At 60.7% G+C, this 21,994-nt stretch carries 16 protein-coding genes; 9 read left to right on the forward strand and 7 right to left on the reverse strand.

Annotated features, from left to right (window positions below; translation table 11 throughout):
• The first annotated feature begins 60 nt into the window (after positions 1-60).
• From FFI16_RS12940 to FFI16_RS12950, 3 genes are all read left to right on the forward strand, one after another.
• Positions 61-1,275 (forward strand): MFS transporter, encoded by a 1,215-nt coding sequence (locus tag FFI16_RS12940; RefSeq protein ID WP_138817499.1) that lies wholly within the window; start codon positions 61-63, stop codon positions 1,273-1,275.
• 81 nt (positions 1,276-1,356) lie between these two features.
• On the forward strand, positions 1,357-2,208 hold the full coding sequence (locus FFI16_RS12945; protein WP_138817498.1) for a CAP domain-containing protein: 852 nt from the start codon (positions 1,357-1,359) through the stop codon (positions 2,206-2,208).
• A 162-nt stretch (positions 2,209-2,370) separates the two neighbouring features.
• Positions 2,371-4,557, forward strand: coding sequence for a GAF domain-containing protein (locus tag FFI16_RS12950; protein ID WP_138817497.1), 2,187 nt, complete (start codon positions 2,371-2,373; stop codon positions 4,555-4,557).
• Positions 4,558-4,561: 4 nt separating this feature from the next.
• Here the strand turns inward: FFI16_RS12950 and FFI16_RS12955 are convergent, their stop codons facing one another.
• From FFI16_RS12955 to FFI16_RS12970, 4 genes are all read right to left on the reverse strand, one after another.
• The gene (locus FFI16_RS12955) at positions 4,562-5,728 is read right to left on the reverse strand and encodes a GGDEF domain-containing protein (protein WP_138817496.1); all 1,167 of its coding nucleotides are present in this window, start codon (positions 5,726-5,728) and stop codon (positions 4,562-4,564) included.
• Between the two features lie 51 nt (positions 5,729-5,779).
• Positions 5,780-8,017, reverse strand: coding sequence for a 1,4-alpha-glucan branching protein GlgB (gene glgB / locus FFI16_RS12960; protein ID WP_138817495.1), 2,238 nt, complete (start codon positions 8,015-8,017; stop codon positions 5,780-5,782).
• On the reverse strand, positions 8,014-11,361 hold the full coding sequence (gene treS / locus FFI16_RS12965; protein WP_138817494.1) for a maltose alpha-D-glucosyltransferase: 3,348 nt from the start codon (positions 11,359-11,361) through the stop codon (positions 8,014-8,016). Before treS ends, glgB begins: the two co-directional genes overlap by 4 nt.
• Before the next feature lie 153 nt (positions 11,362-11,514).
• Complete coding sequence (locus FFI16_RS12970) at positions 11,515-13,503, reverse strand: alpha-1,4-glucan--maltose-1-phosphate maltosyltransferase (RefSeq protein ID WP_138817493.1); 1,989 nt, start codon at positions 13,501-13,503, stop codon at positions 11,515-11,517.
• A gap of 203 nt (positions 13,504-13,706) precedes the next feature.
• Between FFI16_RS12970 and FFI16_RS30485 the strand changes: the two genes are divergently transcribed.
• Both FFI16_RS30485 and FFI16_RS12975 read left to right on the forward strand, forming a co-directional pair.
• Entirely contained in the window at positions 13,707-13,874 is a 168-nt protein-coding gene (locus tag FFI16_RS30485) for a hypothetical protein (protein WP_178112673.1), read from the forward strand.
• Positions 13,875-14,051: 177 nt separating this feature from the next.
• Complete coding sequence (locus tag FFI16_RS12975) at positions 14,052-14,600, forward strand: hypothetical protein (RefSeq protein ID WP_138817492.1); 549 nt, start codon at positions 14,052-14,054, stop codon at positions 14,598-14,600.
• A gap of 8 nt (positions 14,601-14,608) precedes the next feature.
• Here FFI16_RS12975 and FFI16_RS12980 read toward each other — a convergent pair whose 3' ends face one another.
• Positions 14,609-15,106 (reverse strand): MgtC/SapB family protein, encoded by a 498-nt coding sequence (locus FFI16_RS12980; protein WP_138817491.1) that lies wholly within the window; start codon positions 15,104-15,106, stop codon positions 14,609-14,611.
• 120 nt (positions 15,107-15,226) lie between these two features.
• Between FFI16_RS12980 and FFI16_RS12985 the strand changes: the two genes are divergently transcribed.
• The 4 genes from FFI16_RS12985 to FFI16_RS13000 all read left to right on the forward strand — a co-directional run bounded on the left by FFI16_RS12985 (position 15,227) and on the right by FFI16_RS13000 (position 19,083).
• Positions 15,227-15,466: a DUF3203 family protein gene (locus FFI16_RS12985; protein ID WP_138817490.1), complete on the forward strand. Its 240-nt coding sequence runs from the start codon at positions 15,227-15,229 to the stop codon at positions 15,464-15,466.
• 184 nt (positions 15,467-15,650) lie between these two features.
• Positions 15,651-17,060 carry a cytochrome c oxidase accessory protein CcoG gene (ccoG, locus tag FFI16_RS12990; RefSeq protein WP_138817489.1) on the forward strand — a complete coding sequence of 470 codons (1,410 nt, stop codon included), beginning with the start codon at positions 15,651-15,653 and terminating at the stop codon, positions 17,058-17,060.
• A 55-nt stretch (positions 17,061-17,115) separates the two neighbouring features.
• Entirely contained in the window at positions 17,116-18,525 is a 1,410-nt protein-coding gene (gene mapR / locus FFI16_RS12995) for a GntR family transcriptional regulator MpaR (protein ID WP_065906638.1), read from the forward strand.
• Between the two features lie 180 nt (positions 18,526-18,705).
• Positions 18,706-19,083, forward strand: coding sequence for a hypothetical protein (locus tag FFI16_RS13000; RefSeq protein WP_178112674.1), 378 nt, complete (start codon positions 18,706-18,708; stop codon positions 19,081-19,083).
• Between the two features lie 12 nt (positions 19,084-19,095).
• Here FFI16_RS13000 and FFI16_RS13005 read toward each other — a convergent pair whose 3' ends face one another.
• Both FFI16_RS13005 and FFI16_RS13010 read right to left on the reverse strand, forming a co-directional pair.
• Positions 19,096-19,842 carry an SDR family oxidoreductase gene (locus tag FFI16_RS13005; protein WP_138817488.1) on the reverse strand — a complete coding sequence of 249 codons (747 nt, stop codon included), beginning with the start codon at positions 19,840-19,842 and terminating at the stop codon, positions 19,096-19,098.
• Positions 19,843-19,896: 54 nt separating this feature from the next.
• Positions 19,897-21,993, reverse strand: coding sequence for a bifunctional diguanylate cyclase/phosphodiesterase (locus tag FFI16_RS13010; RefSeq protein WP_138817487.1), 2,097 nt, complete (start codon positions 21,991-21,993; stop codon positions 19,897-19,899).
• Between the last annotated feature and the right edge of the window lies 1 nt (position 21,994).

Here is a 21,994-nt window from a genome sequence, read left to right on the forward strand (position 1 = left end):
TCCGCCATATTAGGCCACGCCGTAGAGTTGTGTCAGTTGCCTTCATTCAAGGAATCGTCCATGCACAGCTCTTCACGCGCCGCGCTCGTCAGTTTGTCGCTGTCCATGTTGCTGGCGTCTTTAGGCACCAGCATCGCCAATGTCGGCCTGCCCAGCCTGGCACAGGCATTTGATGCATCCTTCCATGCCGTGCAGTGGGTCGTGCTCGCCTACCTGCTGGCGATCACGGCGGTGATTGTCGGCGCTGGCCGCCTGGGTGATCGCTTCGGGCGCAAGCGCGTCTTGCTCGCCGGCTTGCTGTTGTTCGCCGTAGCGTGCGCACTGTGCGCGGCGGCCCCATCGCTTGGCTGGCTGATTGCCGCGCGCGCCCTGCAAGGGTTGGGCGCAGCCAGCATGATGGCGATGACCCTGGGCCTGGTCGGCGATACGGTGACCAAGGCACGCACCGGACAGGTGATGGGCTTGTTGGGCACGATGTCGGCAGTCGGCACCGCCATAGGCCCCAGTGCCGGCGGGGTGTTGCTGAGCCTGTGGGGCTGGCGCGCGTTATTCGCAGTCGGTGTACCGCTGGGCCTGTTGGCGGCTGCCCTCGCCTTTTATTACTTACCGACAGATCGCCAGGCCAGCGCCCGCGTATCGGACGGTGCTTTCTGGCAGCCGTTGCAAGACCCGTCGCTGCGTGCCGGGTTGGCGATGAGCGCGCTGGTGGCGGCAGTGATCATGGCCACGTTCGTGGTCGGGCCGTTCTACCTGTCCCGTGGGCTGGGGTTGGACCCGGCCTGGATGGGCCTGGCCATGGCCGTCGGCCCTTGTGTGGCGGCACTGACCGGCGTGCCGGCGGGCCGCCTCACCGATCGTCTGGGCAGCCATCGCGTGACACTCGCGGGCCTGGGCGTCATGGCCCTTGGCGCGCTGTCGCTGTCTTTGGCGGCGGGACTGCTGGCTTACCTCGGCGCCCTGATCCTGCTCACCACCGGCTACAGCCTGTTTCAAGCGGCCAATAACACCGCAGTGATGAGCGACGTCGCGCCGACACGCCGAGGCACTGTCTCCGGCCTGCTGAACCTGTCGCGCAACCTGGGCCTGATTTTTGGTGCTTGGGCCCTGGGCGCAGTGTTTGCGTTGGCCAGCCCCGATGTGGCCCACGCAGCGCCGCTCAGTGTCGCCCATGGCTTGCACCTGACCTTCGCCGTGGCGTTGGCGCTGATCGTCACCGCCAGCACTTTTGCCTGGGGCCGCCACCGCGCCGCGATCTGCCCGCAGAACACCCGTTGAGGCAAAAAAACAAAAAAGGCGTTGCCCCAAACCGGGTTACTTCGCGCATCATGGGCACTTTCAAGCTCAAGGGTAACGTCCATGCGCGTGCTGTCATTGATGATGGGTCTGACGACGCTGGCCGCCAGTTCGGTGTTCTGCGCCAGCGCGATGGCGAATGAAGAAAGTCAGTTGGTGCAACAGATCAACGAATACCGCAGCCAGGTTCAGCGCTGCGGCAACCAGGGTTCCCAGGAACTGCCACCGCTGGCCAGCGATACGCGGCTGGTGCTGCCGGCCACCAATGTCGGCGACTTGCAGCAGGCGCTGGCGCGGGCCGCGTACCCGATGGTGAATGTGCAGGCCATCAGCCTCTCCGGCCCCAAAGACGCCCAGGCGGCGATGAAGGCCGTGCGCGAAAGCTTCTGCCGCGTGGTGCTGGACCCGCAATTTGTCGATATCGGCGTGAGCAACAGCGGCCAGGACTGGCGCATCGTGCTGGCACGCCCGCTGCTCACCAGCGGCCTTGGCGATTGGCAGACCGAGGGCAAAAAACTCCTCGATCTGGTCAACACTGCCCGTCAGCAACCGCGCCAATGCGGCACCCAGGCGTTTACCGCAACGACGCCGCTGTCGTGGAATGATGACCTGGCCAACGCCGCCAACAGCCATTCGCGCAACATGGCCAATGGCAATTTCTTCGACCACCTGGATCATGACGGCCGTACGCCTGGCGATCGTGCGGAATTGGCCGGGTACATCGCAAAAAACATCGGCGAAAACATCGCCGCCGGCCTCGATAACCCGCGCAAAGTGGTGGACGGCTGGCTCGCCAGCCCCGGGCATTGCGCCAATCTGATGAACCCGCAATTTCGAGAATTGGGCGCGGCCTACGCCATGGACCCTAAAAGTGACGCGGGCATTTATTGGACGGGGGTTCTCGGCGCCCAATAGGCGCTTTCAGGCACGATTGCAGGCCTATTCATTTGGATAGAACATCAAATTGCTATCACCTCGATAATCGTGCTGAACTGGCGGCATTCAATCCGGTCTGTTGCTTGTTAGCCTGACCGCTTCAGGCCCTCGACAGACCGTGGTAAACAAGGTGTTCTCGCAATGATGAATTGGCTGCAAAGCAGCAGCGACATGGCTGAGCGGGTTCGCCAGCATGACTGGGCGAACACGCCACTGGGCCCACTGGAGCAGTGGCCCGACGTGCTCAAGACCACCGTGGCGCTGTGCTTCGCATCGAGCTTTCCCCAGGCGATTGTCTGGGGCCCGCAGTTGATAACGCTCTATAACGACGCATTCATACCGATCCTGGGCACCAAGCCCGAGGCGTTGGGCCGCCCGTTCAGCGAGGTGTGGCATGAGGTGTGGGCGGATATCAGCCCTATTGCCGATGCCGCCTTCCAAGGCCATGCCACCTACATCGAAAATTTCCCCCTGGTGATTGAACGCGGCCCCACGCGGGACCAGGCGTACTTTACCTTTTGCTACAGCCCGATTCGTGACCGCGAGGGCAAGGTGGTCGGCATTCTCGACACCGTGTCGGAAACCACCACCACGGTATTCCTCGCCCGGCGCCTGGCGGTGCTGGATGCCATCAGCCACACCGTAGCCAATGCGGCCGATGCCGAAACCATCCTGACCGGCACCACCCAGTTGGTCGCCGAACATCTGCAGGTGAGCAACTGCGCCTACGCCGACATGGACGCCGATGAAGACGGCTTTACCATTCGCGACAATTGGGTGGCACCCGGTTCGCCCAGCATCATCGGCCGCTACAGCCTGGCGGCTTTCGGTGAAACGGCCGTCAACTGCCTGCGGGCCGGTGAACCGCTGGTGATCCATGACAACCTGCGCGAACTGCCGCCAGAAGAGTCGGCGTCTTTCCAGGCGCTGGGCGTCAGCGCCACGATCTGCATGCCCCTGATCAAGAATGGTCGGCTGACGGCCTTGATGGCGGTACACGATAAATCTCCACGGCTGTGGTCGAGCTACGACCTGGCGTTGCTGCGCGAAGTCACCGAGCGCTCCTGGGCGCATATCGAGCGCGTGCGCGCCGATGCTCATGTGCGTGAAGGCCTGGCAGCCTTTGCCGAACTCAACACCACCCTGGAGCAACGCGTCGAAGAACGCACCCTGGCACTGGCCCAGGCCGAAGCCGCGTTGCGCCAGTCGCAGAAGCTCGAAGCCATCGGCCAGTTGACCGGCGGCGTGGCCCACGATTTCAACAACCTGCTGACCATTATCCGCTCCTCGGTGGATTTTCTGCGCCAGCCGGGGTTGTCCGAAGAACGCCGCCAACGCTACATGAGCGCCGTGTCCGACACCGTCGAGCGCGCCAGCAAACTGACCAGCCAATTGCTCGCGTTTGCCCGCCGCCAGCCGCTGAACCCGGAAGTCTTCGATGTGAGCCTGCGGGTCAAGAACATCGGCGAGATGCTCGAAAGCCTCACCGGTGCGCGTATCCGCGTGCAGCTGGAACTGCCGCAGCGACCGTGCCATGTGCGCGTCGATTCCAGCCAATTTGAAACCGCGCTGATCAACATCGCGCTCAATGCCCGCGATGCCATGGAGGGCCAAGGCACCCTGACCCTGCGCGTCGCCCACATCGCAACGCTGCCGCGTATCCGTGGCGATGCCGAATCAAGCCAACCCTTTGTGAGTATCGCGCTGGCTGATACTGGCAGCGGCATTGCCGTCGACACCGTCGAGCGTATTTTCGAACCGTTCTTTACCACTAAGGCGGTGGGCAAAGGTACCGGGCTTGGCTTGTCCCAGGTGTTCGGGTTTGCCAAACAGTCCGGTGGCAACGTCGACGTTACCAGCAACCTCGGCCAGGGCAGCGTGTTTACCCTGTATCTGCCCGAGGCGGAACCTGTGGCAGTGCAGGCCTGCCCGGTACAGGAAGACCAAGGCCCGGTGCCCGACACTGCGGCGCGCCACATCCTGATCGTGGAAGACAACCTTGAGGTTGGCCGCTTCGCCAACCAGATACTGCAGGACCTGGGCTACCGGACTACCTGGGCCACCAATGCCGAGCAGGCACTTGCGCTGGCCGGCCCGGACGGCATGGCGTTTGACGCGATTTTTTCCGATGTAGTAATGCCCGGCATGACGGGCGTGGCCATGAGCAAACTGCTGCGCCAGCGCCGCCCCGATTTGCCGGTGGTGCTCACGTCGGGCTACAGCGAAGAACTGGCTGACAGCGGCTATGAAGGCTTCGAGTTTCTCCCCAAGCCCTACTCCGCCGACCAAGTGGCGCGGGCATTGGCCAGGTCGATGCTCAAGGAGTGACGCGCTAATGCGCGACAGCCACCTGATTACGCCCCATGGCCTTGGCGCGGTACAGCGCTTTGTCGGCGTTGTTCATCAGGCTGTGCAAGTCCTGATCAAGGCTGCGGGTGGTGGCCACACCGAGGCTGGCGGTCAAGCCCTTCACCGGTTCAGAGGCCAGGCCCGAAATCGCCAGGACCAGTTGCTCGGCGATGCCCCTTGCGGTTTCCAGCGAGGTGTTGGGCAGCAACACCGCGAATTCTTCACCACCGAGCCGACCATAGACGTCGGCCTGGCGAAACGACGCGCTGATCACCCCGCCAATCTGGCGCAACACCTGGTCACCGGCCTGGTGGCCGTAAGTGTCGTTGATGTCCTTGAAGTGGTCCATGTCCAGCATCAGCGCGCTCAGCGGCTGCTGGTTGTGGCGGCATTGCGCGTACAGCAGGTGGGCATGTTCGAAAAACGCGCGACGGTTCATCAGCCCGGTGAGCTCGTCGGTCTGCGCGGCGTGCGTGGAGATATGGTGGGCACGCTCCATCTGCCGGGTCAGGCGGAAGGCTTTCTCCAGTGCATCCGAGAGCTTGCGTGTGGCGCTGACCACAAAGGTCGAAAACACCAGCACCGCAATCGCCACCCCCACTTGCATCGGCGCCGGCTGGAACAGCAACCACAGGGTGCACGGCAACAGTACCAGCGCCATGGAGCCCAGGGTCATATAGCGATAGGCCGAATAACACGAAACTGCGCTGACCGACATGCCCACGGTAAACAGCATGACCAGCACTTGGGAGACGCGATCATCCGGCGGCATCACGGCCAGGGCGCCGAGGCCCCAGGTGCCGGCTGACAGCATCAGCGTGACCCAATAGCGGCGCTCCCAGCGTTCGGGTGTGCGCCCGCTGTCGGGGCAGCCAAACCAGTCGGTGAACAGCTTGACGCGCACCAGCGATGTCACCGCCAGCACCGCCAGCCAGGCCAGCATGACCTTGTGGTCAAACCGGCTCCAGCACAGCCAGCAGAGCATGACGGCGCCCAGGTAGCTGCCGAAAATAGCCGAGAACGATTGGCGAAACAGTTGGTGCAAACGGTCGGTTCGCACCTGCTGTTCGATAAGTTCATCCGGGTCTTGCCCACGCCCAAGGCCGTTCATGAAATACGCCTGCTTCGACTGCCACGACAAAGGCGCCATTGTGGCACCCTGCCAGTAGCGCGGACAACAGAATCCACCACGCTAGAGCCCTTAAAGCGGCTCCGGGCGAAGAATCAATACGCCCAAAGGTGGCAGATTCAGCGACAGCGACACCGGCTGCCCATGGCGCGCCTCCTCTTGGGTGAACACTTCGCCACCGTTGCCATAATTGGAGCCGGCATAGGTGTCGGCATCGCTGTTGATCACCTCGCTCCAGCGTCCGGCAAACGGCACACCGACCGTATAGCCCTCACGTGGCACCGGCGTGAAGTTGGCCACCACCAGCACCGGCTTGCCGTCCTTGCTCCAGCGCAGCCAGGCATAGACGCTGTTGATCGCGTCGTCGCCAATCAACCATTGGAAGCCTTGCGGCGCATCGTCCTGCTCATGCAGCGCCGGCTCTTCGCGGTACAGGCGGTTAAGGTCGCCGACCAGTTTCTGCACACCACGGTGTTCAGGGTATTGCAGCAAGTACCAGTCCAACTGCTGGTCGTGGTTCCACTCGCGCCATTGGCCGAACTCGCAGCCCATAAACAGTAGCTTCTTGCCGGGGTGCATCCACATAAAGCTCAGGTAGGCGCGCAGGTTGGCGAACTTCTGCCAGCGGTCGCCAGGCATCTTGTCGATCAGCGAATGCTTGCCGTGTACCACTTCGTCGTGGGAGATCGGCAGGATAAACCGCTCGGACCACGCATACACCAGGCCGAAACTCAGCTCATTGTGATGATGGGCGCGGTACACCGGGTCTTGCTGGATGTAATGCAGCGAATCGTGCATCCAGCCCATGTTCCACTTGTAGTTGAAGCCCAGGCCGCCCTGCTGCGTGCTCTGGCTGACGCCCGGCCAGGCCGTGGACTCTTCGGCGATCACCAGCGCGCCCGGCGCTTCCAGCGCCACTACATCATTGAGATGGCGCAGAAAGTCGATGGCCTCCAGGTTCTCGCGACCGCCATGGCGGTTCGGCACCCACTCCCCGGCTTTGCGCGAATAATCGCGATAGAGCATCGAGGCCACGGCATCCACGCGCAAACCGTCGATGTGGAAGTGTTTGAGCCAATGCAGCGCCGAAGCCAGCATAAAACCATGCACTTCGGTGCGGCCCAGGTTGTAGATCAGCGTGTCCCAGTCCTGGTGAAAACCTTCGAGCGGGTTAGCGTATTCGTACAGCGCCGTACCATCGAACTGCGCCAGGCCGTGGGTATCGGTAGGAAAATGCGCCGGCACCCAGTCCAGGATCACGCCGATGTCAGCCTGGTGCAGGGCGTTGATGAAAAACCCGAAGTCTTCCGGCGAGCCAAAGCGTGCGCTCGGTGCAAACTGCGACAGCGCCTGATAACCCCAGGAGCCACCGAACGGGTGTTCCATGATCGGCATCAGCTCGATATGGGTAAAGCCCAGTTGCTGCACATAGGGAATCAAACGCTCGGCCAGTTCGCGCCAGCCATATTGGCGCGACACTTCACCGGCCTCGTCGAGTTCACACTGCCAGGACCCCACATGCAGCTCATAGATCGATAAGGGCGCCGAGGCCTTTTGCTTGTCGGCACGCGCCTGCATCCAATCATGGTCTTGCCAGTCGACTTGCAACGGCGCGGCGACTTTCGAGGCGGTGTCGGGCGGCAGTTGGGTCGCAAGTGCCATTGGGTCGGCCTTGAGCGGCAGAATCCCATGGGCACCGAGAATCTCGTACTTGTAGGCTGCGCCCGCTTGCAGGCGTGGGATAAAGATCTCCCATACGCCGGACGGATGCCGCAGGCGCATCGGATGGCGGCGGCCGTCCCAGATATTGAAGTCACCCACCACCGACACGCGTCGCGCATTTGGCGCCCACACCGCAAAGCGCACGCCTTGCACGCCGTCGACGCTGGTGACCTGCGCCCCCAGGCAACTGCTGAGGTCACGGTGATTGCCTTCGGCAAACAGGTACAAATCCATCTCACCCAGCAGCAATTGGCTGAAGCTGTAGGGGTCTTCGGTGATCTGCTCACCGCCGGCCCACTGAATTTTCAGCAAGTAGCCCTGACGCGTGGAAAAATGCCCGACAAACAAACCCGGCACCTGGGTCGCGTCCAGGCTGCCGATGGTTTCACCGCTATCGCGGGCCAACACGTGGACGCTCAAGGCTTCGGGCAGGAACGCGCGGATAAATTGCCCGCCCTGCTCGTCATCGTGCGGCCCCAGGATGGAAAAAGGGTCCGGGTGTTCAGCGCGCACCAGCGCTTCTACATCCTTGGGCGCCGGCATGGCGGTCAACTTCGCTTGCAGCGGTTCTCTCTGTGTAAAACTCATGACGTCTCCTCACCGCGTGCAGTCTTCGATATAGGTAGCAGCCCGCTGAGTAAACCGTGCAGCCCTTGCAGGGGCACCGGCAACCAGGTCGGGCGATTTTCCGCTTCGTAAGCCACTTCGTACGCGGCCTTCTCCAGGCTGAACAACGTCAGCGCTGCGTCCTGGCCTTTGGCATCCTGCCAGTCATGCGCCAGTGTAGACGTAGCCTGATGATAAGCCTGGATAAAAGCGCTGCGCGCTTCACTCAGGTAACGGTCAGTCACGCGTTTGCGGGCGGTATCCGCTTGCGGTGAATGATCCACACCTTGCACATTCAGGGCCATGGCGGCGGCGTAATCAAACGAGCGCAACACGCCACTCACATCTTTATACGGGCTGTGCTTGCCGCGTCGCTCGTGCAGAGGGCGCGCAGGTTCGCCTTCAAAATCGATCAAATACGCATCGCCCTTCACCACCAGCACCTGGCCCAGGTGCAAGTCACCGTGGACGCGAATCCGCAAGCCACCCGCCGTGGCTTTCGCCAGGGCCTGGATGCTGCTGGCGAGCGCTTTTTTCTGCCCCAGCATTTCACTGACCAGCGCCTGATCGGCGGGGTTCAACTGGCTTTGATGAAGTTTTAACAAGTGCAGCGCGCGGTCGATCTGTGCGCCGATGTCCTTGGCCCAAGCCTGGGTGTCCTTGGCCGTGGTGGTCTCGGGCTTGAAGTCTTTGTTGGTGGTTTTCGCCGCCAGTACCGCGTGCATTTCGCCCAGGCGCTGGCCGAGCAAGCCGGCAAAATCCTGCAGCTCGCCCAAAGCGTTGTAGTGTTGCTCCTGCTCGGAAATCGCTTCGGCCAACTCGTCGCGAATGGCGCGCTCCAGGTTGTTCTGGGTCCAGCTCCAGGCATCGCCCTGGTTGCTCAGATAGCCCTGGGCAATCATCAACAGGTTGTCTTGCCCTTCGCCATCGCGACGAATCATCGAGCCCAGCAACGGCGAAATATTCGGGTAATCGGCCGCCGTCAGGTAGGCACTCATTTCCAGCTCCGGGTGTACCCCAGTGCTGACTTTGCGGATTAACTTGAGCACCAGGCTTTCACCCACCACCACCGAACTGTTGGACTGCTCGGCAGACAGGTAGCGCACTTGGGAGTCATCACTCAGTTGCAGCGCAGCCAGGTGCGGCGTGGCTTCAAAGCGCAACTCGCCTTCGTCGGTGGCCAACACGGTGCCCGCCTGCAAACCCTGGATCACCGCACGGATAAAGTGTTCCAGGCTGAAGGCGTCGGTCACCAGCCCGACCTGGCGGCCCCGGCGTACGCGGGCAAGCGCCAGTTGCTGGGGCAAGGCACTGGTGAACTGGTCTTCGGCGAGGAAACCGAACGGCAACTGATAACGACTGACCTGGCCGCCGCTGGTTACCTCGACTTCGCTGAGCAGCACCGGGTGCTGCGAGTCGCCAAAGCGCACGCCGTAGGCAATCTTTATCTGGTCGATGGCCGTGTCTTTACCGGCAAACCAGCGCCGCTTGGGCAACCATGCCGGCAGCGAGGTGTGTTCCAGCGTGGTGCGGCATGGCTCATCGAGTAACTCTTCCATGCGTTGTTTAAGCACCAGCGTGGTGAAATCCGGGATGCTCTGCGCCGGCTCTACATGCCAGCTGGGCATCTGGTTTTCTGCCGCCAGCACAAACCAATAGAAACCATACGGCGCAAGGGTCAGCAGAAAATTCAGCTGGCCGATGGGCGGGAACGCGTTACCGCCGAGCATCTCCACCGGCACCATGCCGGCGAAAGCCGACAAGTCCAGCTCGGCCGCCTGGGCGCTGCGCGACACGTTGGCCACACACAGGATGATTTCGCTGCGGCCATCGTCGCCGGTGAACTCGCGGGTATACGCCAGGATGCGACGGTTGCTCGGCGAGAGCATTTTCAGGCTGCCGCGACCAAAGGCCTTGGACTGCTTACGCACTGCAAGCATGCGCCGGGTCCAGTTCAGCAGTGAATGCGGGTCCTGGGCCTGGGTTTCGACGTTAACCGACAGGTAGCCATATTGCGGGTCCATGATCGGCGGTAACACCAGGCTGGCCGGGTCGGCGCGCGAGAAGCCGCCGTTACGGTCGATGGACCATTGCATCGGCGTGCGCACACCGTCGCGGTCGCCCAGGTAGATGTTGTCGCCCATGCCGATTTCATCGCCGTAGTACAAGGTTGGGGTGCCGGGCATCGACAGCAACAGGCTGTTGAGCAGTTCAACGCGGCGACGGTCACGCTCCATCAGCGGCGCCAACCGCCGACGAATGCCCAGGTTGATGCGCGCGCGGCGGTCGGCGGCGTAGTAGTTCCACAGGTAGTCGCGCTCTTTGTCGGTGACCATCTCCAGGGTCAATTCATCGTGGTTGCGCAGGAAGATTGCCCACTGGCAGTTGGCGGGAATCTCCGGGGTCTGGCGCAAAATATCGGTAATGGGGAAGCGATCTTCCTGGGCCAGCGCCATGTACATGCGCGGCATCAGCGGGAAGTGAAAAGCCATGTGGCATTCGTCGCCGTCGTCGCCTTTTTTGTCACCGAAATACAGTTGAGTGTCTTCCGGCCACTGGTTGGCTTCGGCCAGCAGCATGCGGTCGGGGTAATGCGCGTCGATCTCGGCGCGGATCTGCTTGAGCACGCCGTGGGTTTCCGGCAGGTTCTCATTGTTGGTGCCATCGCGCTCGATCAGGTAGGGAATCGCGTCCAGACGCAGGCCGTCGATGCCCATGTCCAGCCAGTAGCGCATCACCGACAGCACGGCTTTCATGACTTGCGGGTTATCGAAGTTCAGATCCGGCTGATGCGAGTAGAAACGGTGCCAGAAGTACTGGCCGGCGACCGGGTCCCAGGTCCAGTTGGACTTTTCGGTGTCGAGAAAAATGATGCGCGTGCCATCGTACTTCTGGTCGTCATCGGACCACACGTAGAAGTCGCGCGCCGCCGAACCCGGCTTGGCCTTGCGCGCCCGCTGGAACCAAGGGTGCTGGTCGGAGGTGTGGTTGATCACCAGTTCAGTGATCACCCGCAGGCCGCGTTTGTGCGCCTCGCTGATAAAGCGCTTGGCGTCGGCCATGGTCCCGTAGTCGCTGTGCACACCACGGTACTCGGCGATGTCGTAACCATCGTCGCGACGTGGCGACGGGTAGAAGGGCAACAGCCAGATGGTGTTGACGCCCAGATCGGCGATGTAGTCGAGCTTGGCGATCAGGCCGGGTAAGTCGCCGATACCGTCGTTATTGGAATCGAAATAGGATTTGACATGAACTTGGTAGATCACCGCGTCCTTGTACCAGAGCGGGTCTTTGATGAAGGTGGCTGGGGTGGGTTTCTTCGCCATTGGAAACTCCTGGAACACTGAAAAATCTAGGGTCTGGACGCCGTCAGTGTGGGAGCGGGCTTGCTCGCGAATACGGTGGATCAGTTACAGATGTATTGCCTGACACTCCGCTTTCGCGAGCAAGCCCGCTCCCACATTTTGATCTTCATCCGATCAGGAGACGGTGATACGCCAAATCCCGAACGGCATCTGCGGCTCAATGCGCATCCACTGGTTCTTGCCGTACCAGGTCCAGCGATGCCCATTCATCAGGTCTTCGCCTTGGGTCTGGGCGTCGTCCGGCAGGCCGAGCTCCCACAGGGGCAATTCGAAATGGGCCTCTTGGGCGTTGAACGGGTCGAGGTTGACCGCCACCAGGATAAAATTGCTGCCATCGTCACTGCGCTTGCCGAAGTACAGGATGTTGTCGTTCCAGGCGTTATAGAGCTTCAAGCCCAGATGCGTCTGCAGCGCCGGGTTCTGCCGACGAATGCGGTTGAGCTGGGCGATCTCGGCAATGATGTTGCCGGGCGCGGTGAAGTCCCTGGGGCGGATCTCGTATTTCTCCGAATCCAGGTATTCCTCTTTGCCCGGCACCGGCGCCGCTTCGCACAGTTCAAACCCCGAATACATGCCCCACAAGCCCGAGCCCATGGTGGCCAGCGCGGCGCGAATCAGAAAGCCCGGGCGCCCGGATTCGTGCAGGAAGCCGGGGTTGATATCCGGGGTATTCACAAAGAAGTTCGGGCGGAAACACTCGCGCCACGGCGATTCGTTCAACTGCGTGAAGTACTCGCTCAACTCGGCCTTGGTATTACGCCAAGTGAAATAGGTGTAGCTCTGGGAATAACCGACCTTGCCCAGGCGCGCCATCATCGCCGGCGTGGTGAAGGCCTCGGCAAGGAAGATCACCTCCGGGTGCCTGGAGCGCACGTCACTGATCAGCCATTGCCAGAATGGCAGTGGCTTGGTGTGCGGGTTATCCACGCGAAAGGTCTTCACGCCCTCTTGCACCCATCCCACAACAATGTCGCGCAGTTCGGTCCACAGGCTTGGGATCGAGTCGGCGGCGTAAAAGTCGACGTTGACGATGTCCTGGTATTTCTTCGGCGGGTTCTCGGCGTATTTGATCGTGCCGTCCGGGCGCCAGTTGAACCAGCCCGGATGCTGCTTGAGCCACGGGTGGTCCTGGGAACACTGGATGGCAAAGTCGAGGGCGATTTCCAGGCCATGCTCGGCGGCGGCCTTGACCAGCCGGCGAAAGTCGTCGCGGCTACCCAACTGCGGGTGGATGGCTTCATGGCCGCCCTCCTCGCTACCGATCGCATAAGGGCTGCCGGGATCATCGGCGCCTGCGGTCAGTGAGTTATTCTTGCCCTTGCGATGGCTGCGCCCGATCGGGTGGATCGGCGGAAAATACAGCACGTCAAAGCCCATGTCATGGATCATCGACAGCCGCGCATGCACGTCGTTAAAAGTACCGTGGCGCGCCGGATCATCGGTGATCGAGCGCGGAAACAGCTCATACCAACTGGCAAATTGCGCGGCCTCACGCTCAACATCAATCGGGTACACCGTGCTGATGCTCAAGTAAGCGCGGTGGTCGGCCTGGGTCATCAAATGCGCACTGTCTTCGTGCAGGAACTGCGCGACCTGCTCGGTTTCCAGCAGGCCCGACAGTTCGTGGTGCAGCAGCATCAGGCGGTCGCGCAACTCATTGTCGCTGCGCTCGGCGGCCTGCAATACCAGGCTGCGGCCTTCCTGCAGTTCGAGGCTGACCGGCACACCGGCCTCATGCTTTTTGCGCAACTCGTAGCAAAAGCTCGCAAAGGTATCGATCCAGGCTTCGATGCAGTATTCGTGCGGGCCTTGCTCGGCCACGGTAAACGCGCCTTCCCAGCCATTGTTGCCCACATCGTTCATCACCACGCTGTGCCAGCTTTCGTCGCGCAGCGGGCGCCAGCGGATCAGCACAGCAAGCTTGTCATGGCCGTCGGCAAACACCTTGCTGGTGACGTTGACGCGCTGGCCCACCACGGCCTTCACTGCAAATTCACCGCCGTCAATGACAGGCGTGGTGCTTTCAATCGCGATCCTGGGCAACAGCAACGCCTGGGACAGCGGCAATATGGAGTCTTCTGGAGTCAGTGTTTCAGCAGTCATCGAGCATCTTCCCCTTACGCCCTGTGGACGCTCTTTGCTTGATCCGAATTCTGAGACGGCGACGCTCTCCCTGAGCAGGGCCGTAATAGGTCCGAGCCTGGGCTGCGCTGAAAAGTTCAGGTGGATGTACCGCCATTGGGCGGGAATCAAACCGACCCGGCGGTTGTCCACCGATAGAGCAAAGCACAAAGGAGGCCATACCGATGAATATCCCGATCCCGGCTGAAACCCCGGACCCGAATATCGACAATCCAACCCTGCCGCCGAGTGAACCGCAACCGATCCCGGAGAAGGAACCGCCGGAAAACGTGCCGCCACCGGTTGAGGAACCGCCCACGACCATGCCGCCGGTGATTGTTCAATCCGGTTGATCAACGCCCTCACTCATACGCGTACTCGGCATCAAGTGCCCGCCTGAAAAAGCAATACCCTGCGCGCACAGGTGAAATGGCCTACATCTCGCCTGTACGCCTATTGCTACAGTCCTACTCGCGATTACTGGAGCACCTTTCATTTTCCCCCTTCTTAAACGCGAGCAGGTTAATACCATGTCGGACATTAATGTGAAGCTGGGCCACCACCAACACGTAGATCCCGAAGTTTCTATCAGCCGGCGTTATCTCAAAGAGTTTAAAGCCAGCCTCACAGAGGACGATATCGCCCAGGTTTTGCGCGCGCCCAACGAACTGAAGTCGCGTAGAGTCCTCAATGAAATGCGTGTGCATTTCAGTCAGGAAAGTCTCGACGCCATGTTGAAAGAGCCAGATGCCAATGAAGTTGCTCACCTGCTGACGGACATCGGCGAGTTTCTGCAAAAAAACTGCGACGAGGACTGCGTAAAATTGTCCACCCAACTGTATTTCAACGACTATCATGCGGCTTATGACAAACAGAAAATCGCCTTAATCTTAAAGTGGATATCGGGCAGGGACGATGATGGTTTCCAACATATCTATGAGTTTTGCAGAGGCACGGCAGGCGCATTCGAGCAACTGAATAGGTGCGTGAAGGACACAGCACAAACGGTAATGGATATAAACACCATCACCGAAGCGCTCAAACCAACACACATTAGATCAAGGATGCAGGCTCATTGATCTCGGACTCAATGTTCCTTCTCGAAGAGCTTGACGACTTTGGGCATCAAGCTCAGTACAACCAGCGCCAGCAGAGTACTCAAGACCGCCGTTGATTCACGCCCGACGCCTGCCGCCACGCCGATCGCAGCGGTCATCCATAACCCGGCCGCAGTGGTAAGACCTTTGACGTGCTGGCCCTCTTCATCCTCCTTGCCCTTGAGGATGGTGCCGGCACCCAGGAAGCCGATCCCGGCGATAACTCCCTGCAACACCCTGCTCATCGCATCCGACTGGCTGCCTGACATCTGCGGCACCAGCACAAACAGCGCAGCGCCCAAGGCCACGAGCATGTGGGTGCGCACCCCAGCCGCCTTGCCCTTGTGCTCACGCTCAAACCCCAGGATACCGCCCAGGATCGCGGCAATCAGCAGGCGAACAGTTATCTGCGTGAGCTGCTTTGCATCGGCGATGTCAGCGAATTCGGCGTGCAGGGTTTGAAGCACTTCTTGCCACCAGGCGTCCATGGTCGTCATCCGTTTTATTGTCGTTAGCCGATAGACAGCGCCGACCGCCAGTCAGTTGCCTGGAACACCCGGCACAATGCGACGCCCTAACCCATACCTGCCCATGAAAAGGAGAGCACCATGCCTGTACGTATCGACAACCAAACGTGCTTTTTCAAGGTCACTGATGACGGCCAGGAACACGCCCTGCCTGCCGCTGATGTGACGGTGAGTACCGACAGCGCCAAATCCATGTCGTTTGTAGAGCTCAAAGGTGATCGGGTCTACATCACTGAAGCCGAAGCGGACGCCCTGACCGTCGCCGGTGCCACGGACGGTCGCAAACACTTGAAAGCGACCGACAGTGATTCGGTGATTTGATTGATCTGTATCAGCCTGCGCGCAAGACAGCTGCGCCCCAGGCGCCACGGGGTGCAGCACATTGTCGCAGGGGCGGATGAAAAGCCCATCTGATCCGCTTTTTATCGACCTACCTGAGTCTGTTATGCAAACAGCCTGACGTTCATAGTTCATTGGCCTGATGGAGGCTGATGAGCGAACGACCATGAGCGAAAGAATCCCAACCGTGGACACCTTTGAGCCCATACACCCAAAGAAGGTGAAGGCCAAATCCAGTGACAACCTGATCCATACCCGCAGCTTTACCGGCCTGTACCGCACCTTGCGTGTAAGTGGCGCCGCTGTGCTGTTCCTGGCGTTTTTTGGCACTGTGTGGCTGAACTGGTCCGGGCGCCAAGCCGTGCTGTGGGACTTGGCCGAAAGCAAATTCCACATCTTCGGCGCCACCTTCTGGCCCCAGGATTTCATCCTGCTGTCGGCGCTGTTGATCATCTGCGCGTTCGGCCTGTTTGCAATCACCGTATTTGCCGGCCGCGTGTGGTGCGGGTACACCTGCCCGCAAAGCTCGTTCACCTGGCTGTTCATGTGGTGTGAAAAGGTCACTGAAGGTGAGCGCAACCAACGCATCAAACTGCAAGCGGCGCCCTGGAGCCTGAACAAATTGACGCGGCGTTCGGCCAAACACACGCTGTGGCTGGCTATCAGCGTGCTGACCGGGCTGACCTTTGTAGGCTACTTCACGCCAATCCGCCCGCTGGCCACCGAGTTGCTGACCTGGCAAATGGGCGGCGTGAGCCTGTTCTGGGTGCTGTTTTTTACCGCAGCCACCTACCTCAACGCCGGCTGGCTGCGCGAGGCGGTGTGCATGCACATGTGCCCGTATGCGCGCTTTCAGAGCGTGATGTTCGACAAAGACACCTTGACCATTTCCTACGATGCGGCGCGTGGCGAAAGCCGTGGCCCGCGCAAACGCGAAGTGAACCCGGCGCAGGTTGGGCTGGGGGACTGCATCGACTGCCAACTGTGCGTGCAGGTATGCCCCACCGGCATCGACATTCGTGACGGCCTGCAAATGGAATGCATCGGCTGCGCGGCGTGCATCGATGCCTGCGATTCGATCATGGACAAGATGGGCTATGCCCGTGGTCTCGTCAGCTATACCAGCGAACATCAACTGCAAGGCGGCAAAACCCACCTGCTCAGGCCACGCCTGATCGGCTACAGTGCCGTGCTGCTGGTGATGATCGCCGCCTTGGTGGTGGCCTTGATCGAACGGCCAATGGTGTCGCTGGACGTGACCAAGGACCGCGGCATGTTCCGTGAAAACAGCCAGGGGCTGATCGAAAACATCTACAGCTTGAAGGTCATCAACAAGACCCAGCAACGCCAGGACTACCGCCTGGAACTGGTGGACGCCGAGGGCTTCCAGTTGCAAGGCAAGACCCGGCTCAGCCTGGCGCCGGGAGAAATCAGCGACGTGCCGGTGTCGGTGGCGCTGTTGGCCGATAAACCGGCGAGCAGCTCGCAGACCTTGCGCTTCAAGGTTGTGGATGTGGATGAACCGTGGATTTACAGTGCAGCGGACAGTCGTTTTGTGGCGCCGTTGAATCGTTGATATCCAACACACATTGAGTCGGCGTTCAATTTTTTAGAAAGTTAATCAGGCCCCCATGAAACGCTACGAAAAATTCGCCGATGACATCGCAGAACTGATCCGCTCCGGCGTCCTCGGCCCTGGCCAACGGGTTCCGTCGGTGCGCTATGCCAGCCAGACCTACGGCGTCAGCCCGTCCACGGTGTTCCAGGCTTACTACCTGCTGGAACGCCGTGGCCTGATCCGTGCGCGGCCGCGCTCCGGCTACTTCGTCAACACTCACGCGCCCAGCCCGTTTTCCGAGCCGGTGGTGAGTGAACACGTGCACGAGTCCACCGAAGTCGATGTGAGTGAGCTGGTGTTCTCAGTGCTCGACTCCATCAAGGACCCCAACACCGTGCCATTCGGCTCGGCGTTCCCCAGCCCCATGTTGTTCCCGTTGCCACGCCTGGCGCGCTCGTTGGCCAGTGCCAGCCGCGAGATGGACCCGCGTCTTGTGGTCACCGACATGTCGCCGGGCAACCCGCAACTGCGCCGCCAGATTGCTCTGCGTTACATGGTCGGCGGCCTGATGCTGCCGATGGAAGAGCTGCTGATCACCAACGGTGCCCTCGAAGCGCTGAACCTGTGCCTGCAAGCGGTGACCGAACCGGGCGACCTGGTCGCCATCGAAGCCCCGGCCTTCTATGCCTGCCTGCAAGTGCTTGAGCGCCTGAAGCTCAAGGCGGTGGAAATCCCCGTACACCCGCGCGACGGTATCGACCTCAATGCCCTGGCGCAAACCCTGGAGCGCTACCCGATCAAGGCCTGCTGGACCATGACCAGCTTCCAGAACCCCATGGGCGCCACCCTGCCAGAGGCGAAAAAACAGGCACTGGTAGAACTGTTGCGCAGCCATCAGGTGCCGTTGATCGAGGACGATGTATACGCCGAGTTGTATTACGGACAGCACGCGCCAAAACCGGCCAAGGCCTTCGACACCGAAGGGCTGGTGATGCACTGCGGCTCCTTCGCCAAGAGCCTGGCGCCCGGTTATCGCGTCGGCTGGGTTGCGGCCGGGCGCTATGCGCAGAAGGTGGAACGCCTGAAGCTGATGACGTCGCTATGCCCCTCGATGCCTGCCCAGGCGGCGATTGCCGACTACCTGCAACACGGCGGCTATGACCGCCACCTGCGCAAATTGCGCTACGCCCTGGAAGAACAGCAGAGCGCCATGCTGGCCGCCATCGCCCGGTATTTTCCGGCACAGACGCGGGTCAGCCAGCCGGCCGGCGGCTATTTCCTGTGGCTGGAACTGCCGGAGCAAACCGATTCGTTGAAGCTGTTCCAGATGGCCCTGGCCCAGGGCATCAGCATTGCGCCGGGGCCAATTTTTTCGGCGACCCAGCGCTTCAGAAATTGCATTCGCTTGAACTACGGCAGCCCGTGGACCGAGGCATCGGAAAAGGCCATGGAAACATTGGGACGCATTGTGCGGTCATTTTGAGCAGGAACCCATCTGCAGAGCGAGCCACACAAATGGGCGCTCTGTCCTCCCTGGCAATGCTGCGTCTCCCTTGGTCAATCCGCAGGTTTCATCATGTGCAACTCCGTTACGTCCAGCGTCCTCAGGCTACCGACCCCTCCACATTACATGCGCGCAGCCGAACAGCGGCAAGTGCGGGAAATGACCGGCCCTACAGGCCGCCTGAAAATTGATCATCGCTCGGCAGACAGCATCATCAAACAGAGCGTCATCGTCAGGCGCTTTCTTGAAGGCCGTGATCACTACCAAATTGGTGATGACCTCAAACTGCAGGTCGGTGACTGGACTGACGCCAACACCGACCCGACGTCCAGAGCAAATGCAGCCTACCATCTGGACAAGGTGCTGCGGTTTCTCGACAACGTCGATGACCGCACGCTCAACGCCAGCCATAGCCGCAATGGCTATATCGACGGTTTCGACAGCAGCGGTTATGGCGCTGCCGCTGGCTCTGAAGCCAGCCTGCTTACGGTATTCTCCCGTAATGGCTACGAAGTGTTGCGCGACCTGCCAACCTGAATACTTGACGTGCTAACGGCCACCGCCCAGATCGAGGAAGGTGCCGGTGGTGTACGAAGCCTTGTCCGACAGCAGCCAGATAATCGCTTCGGCCACTTCATCCGGGCGCCCGCCACGGGCCATGGGAATGCCGGACTCCAGCTTGCTGACCCGATCCGGGTCACCGCTCAAGGCGTGAAAGTCGGTAAAAATGTAGCCAGGGCGCACAGCGTTAACGCGAATGCCCTCACCCGCCACCTCTTTGGACAGGCCAATGGTGAAGGTGTCGAGTGCGCCCTTGGACGCGGCATAGTCGACATATTCGCCCGGCGAACCCAGGCGCGAGGCGACCGACGACACGTTAACGATGCTGCCGCCCTGCCCGCCATGCTTGGGTGACATGCGCAGCACCGCCTGCTTGGCGCACAGTATCGGCCCCAATACATTGGTCTTCATGATTTTGAGGATGCGAAACTCGGACATTTCATCGACCCGCGACTTGTGCCCCACGGTGCCGGCGTTGTTGACCAGAGCCGTCACGCGCCCAAGCTCGGCGTCAACGCGGTTGAACAAAGCGATCACTTCATCTTCGATGCTGACGTCGGCGCGCACCGCAATGGCTTGTGCGCCCAAGGCGCGCACTTGGTCCAGCACACGCTGGGCGGCCGCCTCATCGGACTGGAAGTTGATGCAAACTCGATAGCCCTGGCGTGCAGCCAGCAAGGCCGTCTCGGCGCCGATACCACGGCTGCCCCCGGTGATGATGACGACTTTGTCCATGCGTGCGGTCTCCTGAATAAACCAACGGTTTAAGGTTGGATCCAAGAATACCCGTCATCCACGGCTTTTGTCAGGCGCTATGGCGTCTTCGGCGCGTTGAATATCGGCCATAAAACCCTCGGCCGGTAATGGGTGCCCCAGCAAGTAGCCTTGCAGGGAGTTACAACCCAGCCGGGTGAGGAAACTCTGCTGCACATCGGTCTCCACGCCTTCGGCAACAATGCGCAGCCCAAGTGCCTGGCCGAGGGCGACAATGGCCGAGACGATGGCAGCGTCGTCGCTGTCGTGTTCCAGGTCGCGCACAAAACCCCGGTCGATCTTCAGCTCGTTGGCGGGCAGGCGCTTGAGGTACATCAGGCTCGAATAACCGGTGCCAAAGTCGTCGATAGACAGGTCCACCCCCATGTCCGACAGCTGCTGCAACACGGTCATGCTCGCATCGGCATCGCTCATGGCGGTGGTTTCGGTGATTTCCAGGGTCAGGCTGTTGGCCGGCAACTGGTGACGTTCCAGCGCCGCCGCGACACTCTTGACCAGCCCGGCATGGCAGAACTGCAACGCCGAAAGGTTGACCGCAATGCGCCAGTCTTCATAACCCTGCGCATACCACACGGCCATCTGGCGGCAAGCCTCATTGAGCACCCATTCGCCGATGGGAATGATCAACCCGGTTTTTTCCGCCAGCTCGATAAACATCGCCGGCAACAACAGCCCCTGCTGTGGATGCTCCCAGCGCAACAACGCTTCAGCGCCCACCGCAATACCGCTGAGTGCGTCGAACTTGGGCTGGTAGTAGAGGCGGAACTGTTGGTGCTCAACGGCGTTGCGCAAGTCCTGCAACAACTGCAGCTGTTTGCGCGCATTGGTGTTCATCGACACATCAAAGAAGCTGTAGCCGTTCTTGCCCATGCCCTTGGCGTGGTACATCGCAGCGTCAGCGTTCATCAACAGTTCCTGGGGGTTGCTGCCGTTGCCGGGGAACAGGGCAATACCAATGCTCGCGGAGATCTTCAGTTCATGCTCGGCCACCTTGAACGCACGGTTGATCAGGCCGACCTGGCGCTCGGCCAAGCCCAGGGCGTCGTCCGGCTGAGTCAGTTGTACCAGCAACACAAACTCATCGCCGCCGATGCGCGCCAAGGTGTCCTGACTGCGCAGGTCTTCACGCAGACGCAAACCGACTTCGCGCAGCAATTGGTCACCCAGGTGATGGCCAAATGCATCATTGACCGGTTTAAAACCGTCCAGGTCGATAAACATCAACGCAAAACAACCGCCCTGTTCCCTGACGGTTTGTACGGCTTGTTGAATGCGGTCGGCGAGCAAGGTGCGATTGGGCAAACCGGTGAGCATGTCATGCAGGGCCAGATGGGTAAGCTCCTGGTTGGCCAGGGTCAGCGAGTCGGCGAGCACGGCGGTACGGGCTTCAAGGCGGGCGTCGAGCAATGACGTCAATAACGCGATGATCAAGACCGCCAGCGAAGTGACCAGCACCAGGTTATCCAAGCCTTTGCCACTCAGGCCCGTCAGCGCGGCGCCACAGAAACTGTTGTCATCAAAGCGTGCGGCAGCCATGCCGGTGTAGTGCATACCGACGATTGCAATGCCCATCACCACTGCAGCGCCACCCCGCGCCAGGCGTACGTAAGGCGTGTTGCGCCGCAGGTTGAAAGCGATCCACAAAGCCGCACCGGACGCCACCACGGCGATCAACAACGAAGCGCCAAACAGCGCGGGGTCGTAGTCGATACCCGGGGTCATGCGCATCGCGGCCATGCCGGTGTAGTGCATGCTGGCAATACCGGCACCCATCACCAGCGCGCCAAACGCCAGTTGCCAGGCCGGCAGACGTGGCTGGCTGACCAGCCACAGTGCAAAGCCACTGGATAATACGGCGATCAATAACGACAGCGCGGTAATGCCCAGGTCAAACCCGAGGGCAAACGGCAGGCGCAACGCCAACATGCCAATAAAGTGCATGGACCACACGCCCACGCCCATGGCCATTGCCCCACCGGCCATCCACAGGTACACCGCACGGCCCCTGGCGGTCGCAATACGGCCGGCCAGGTCCAACGCGGTGTAGGACGCGAGGATCGCCACACACAGTGAGATCACGACCAGAGAGGGGGAATAACTACCGATCAGCATG

Origin of the sequence: Pseudomonas sp. KBS0710 (assembly GCF_005938045.2) — a bacterium.
In the GTDB taxonomy this organism is placed as follows: domain Bacteria; phylum Pseudomonadota; class Gammaproteobacteria; order Pseudomonadales; family Pseudomonadaceae; genus Aquipseudomonas.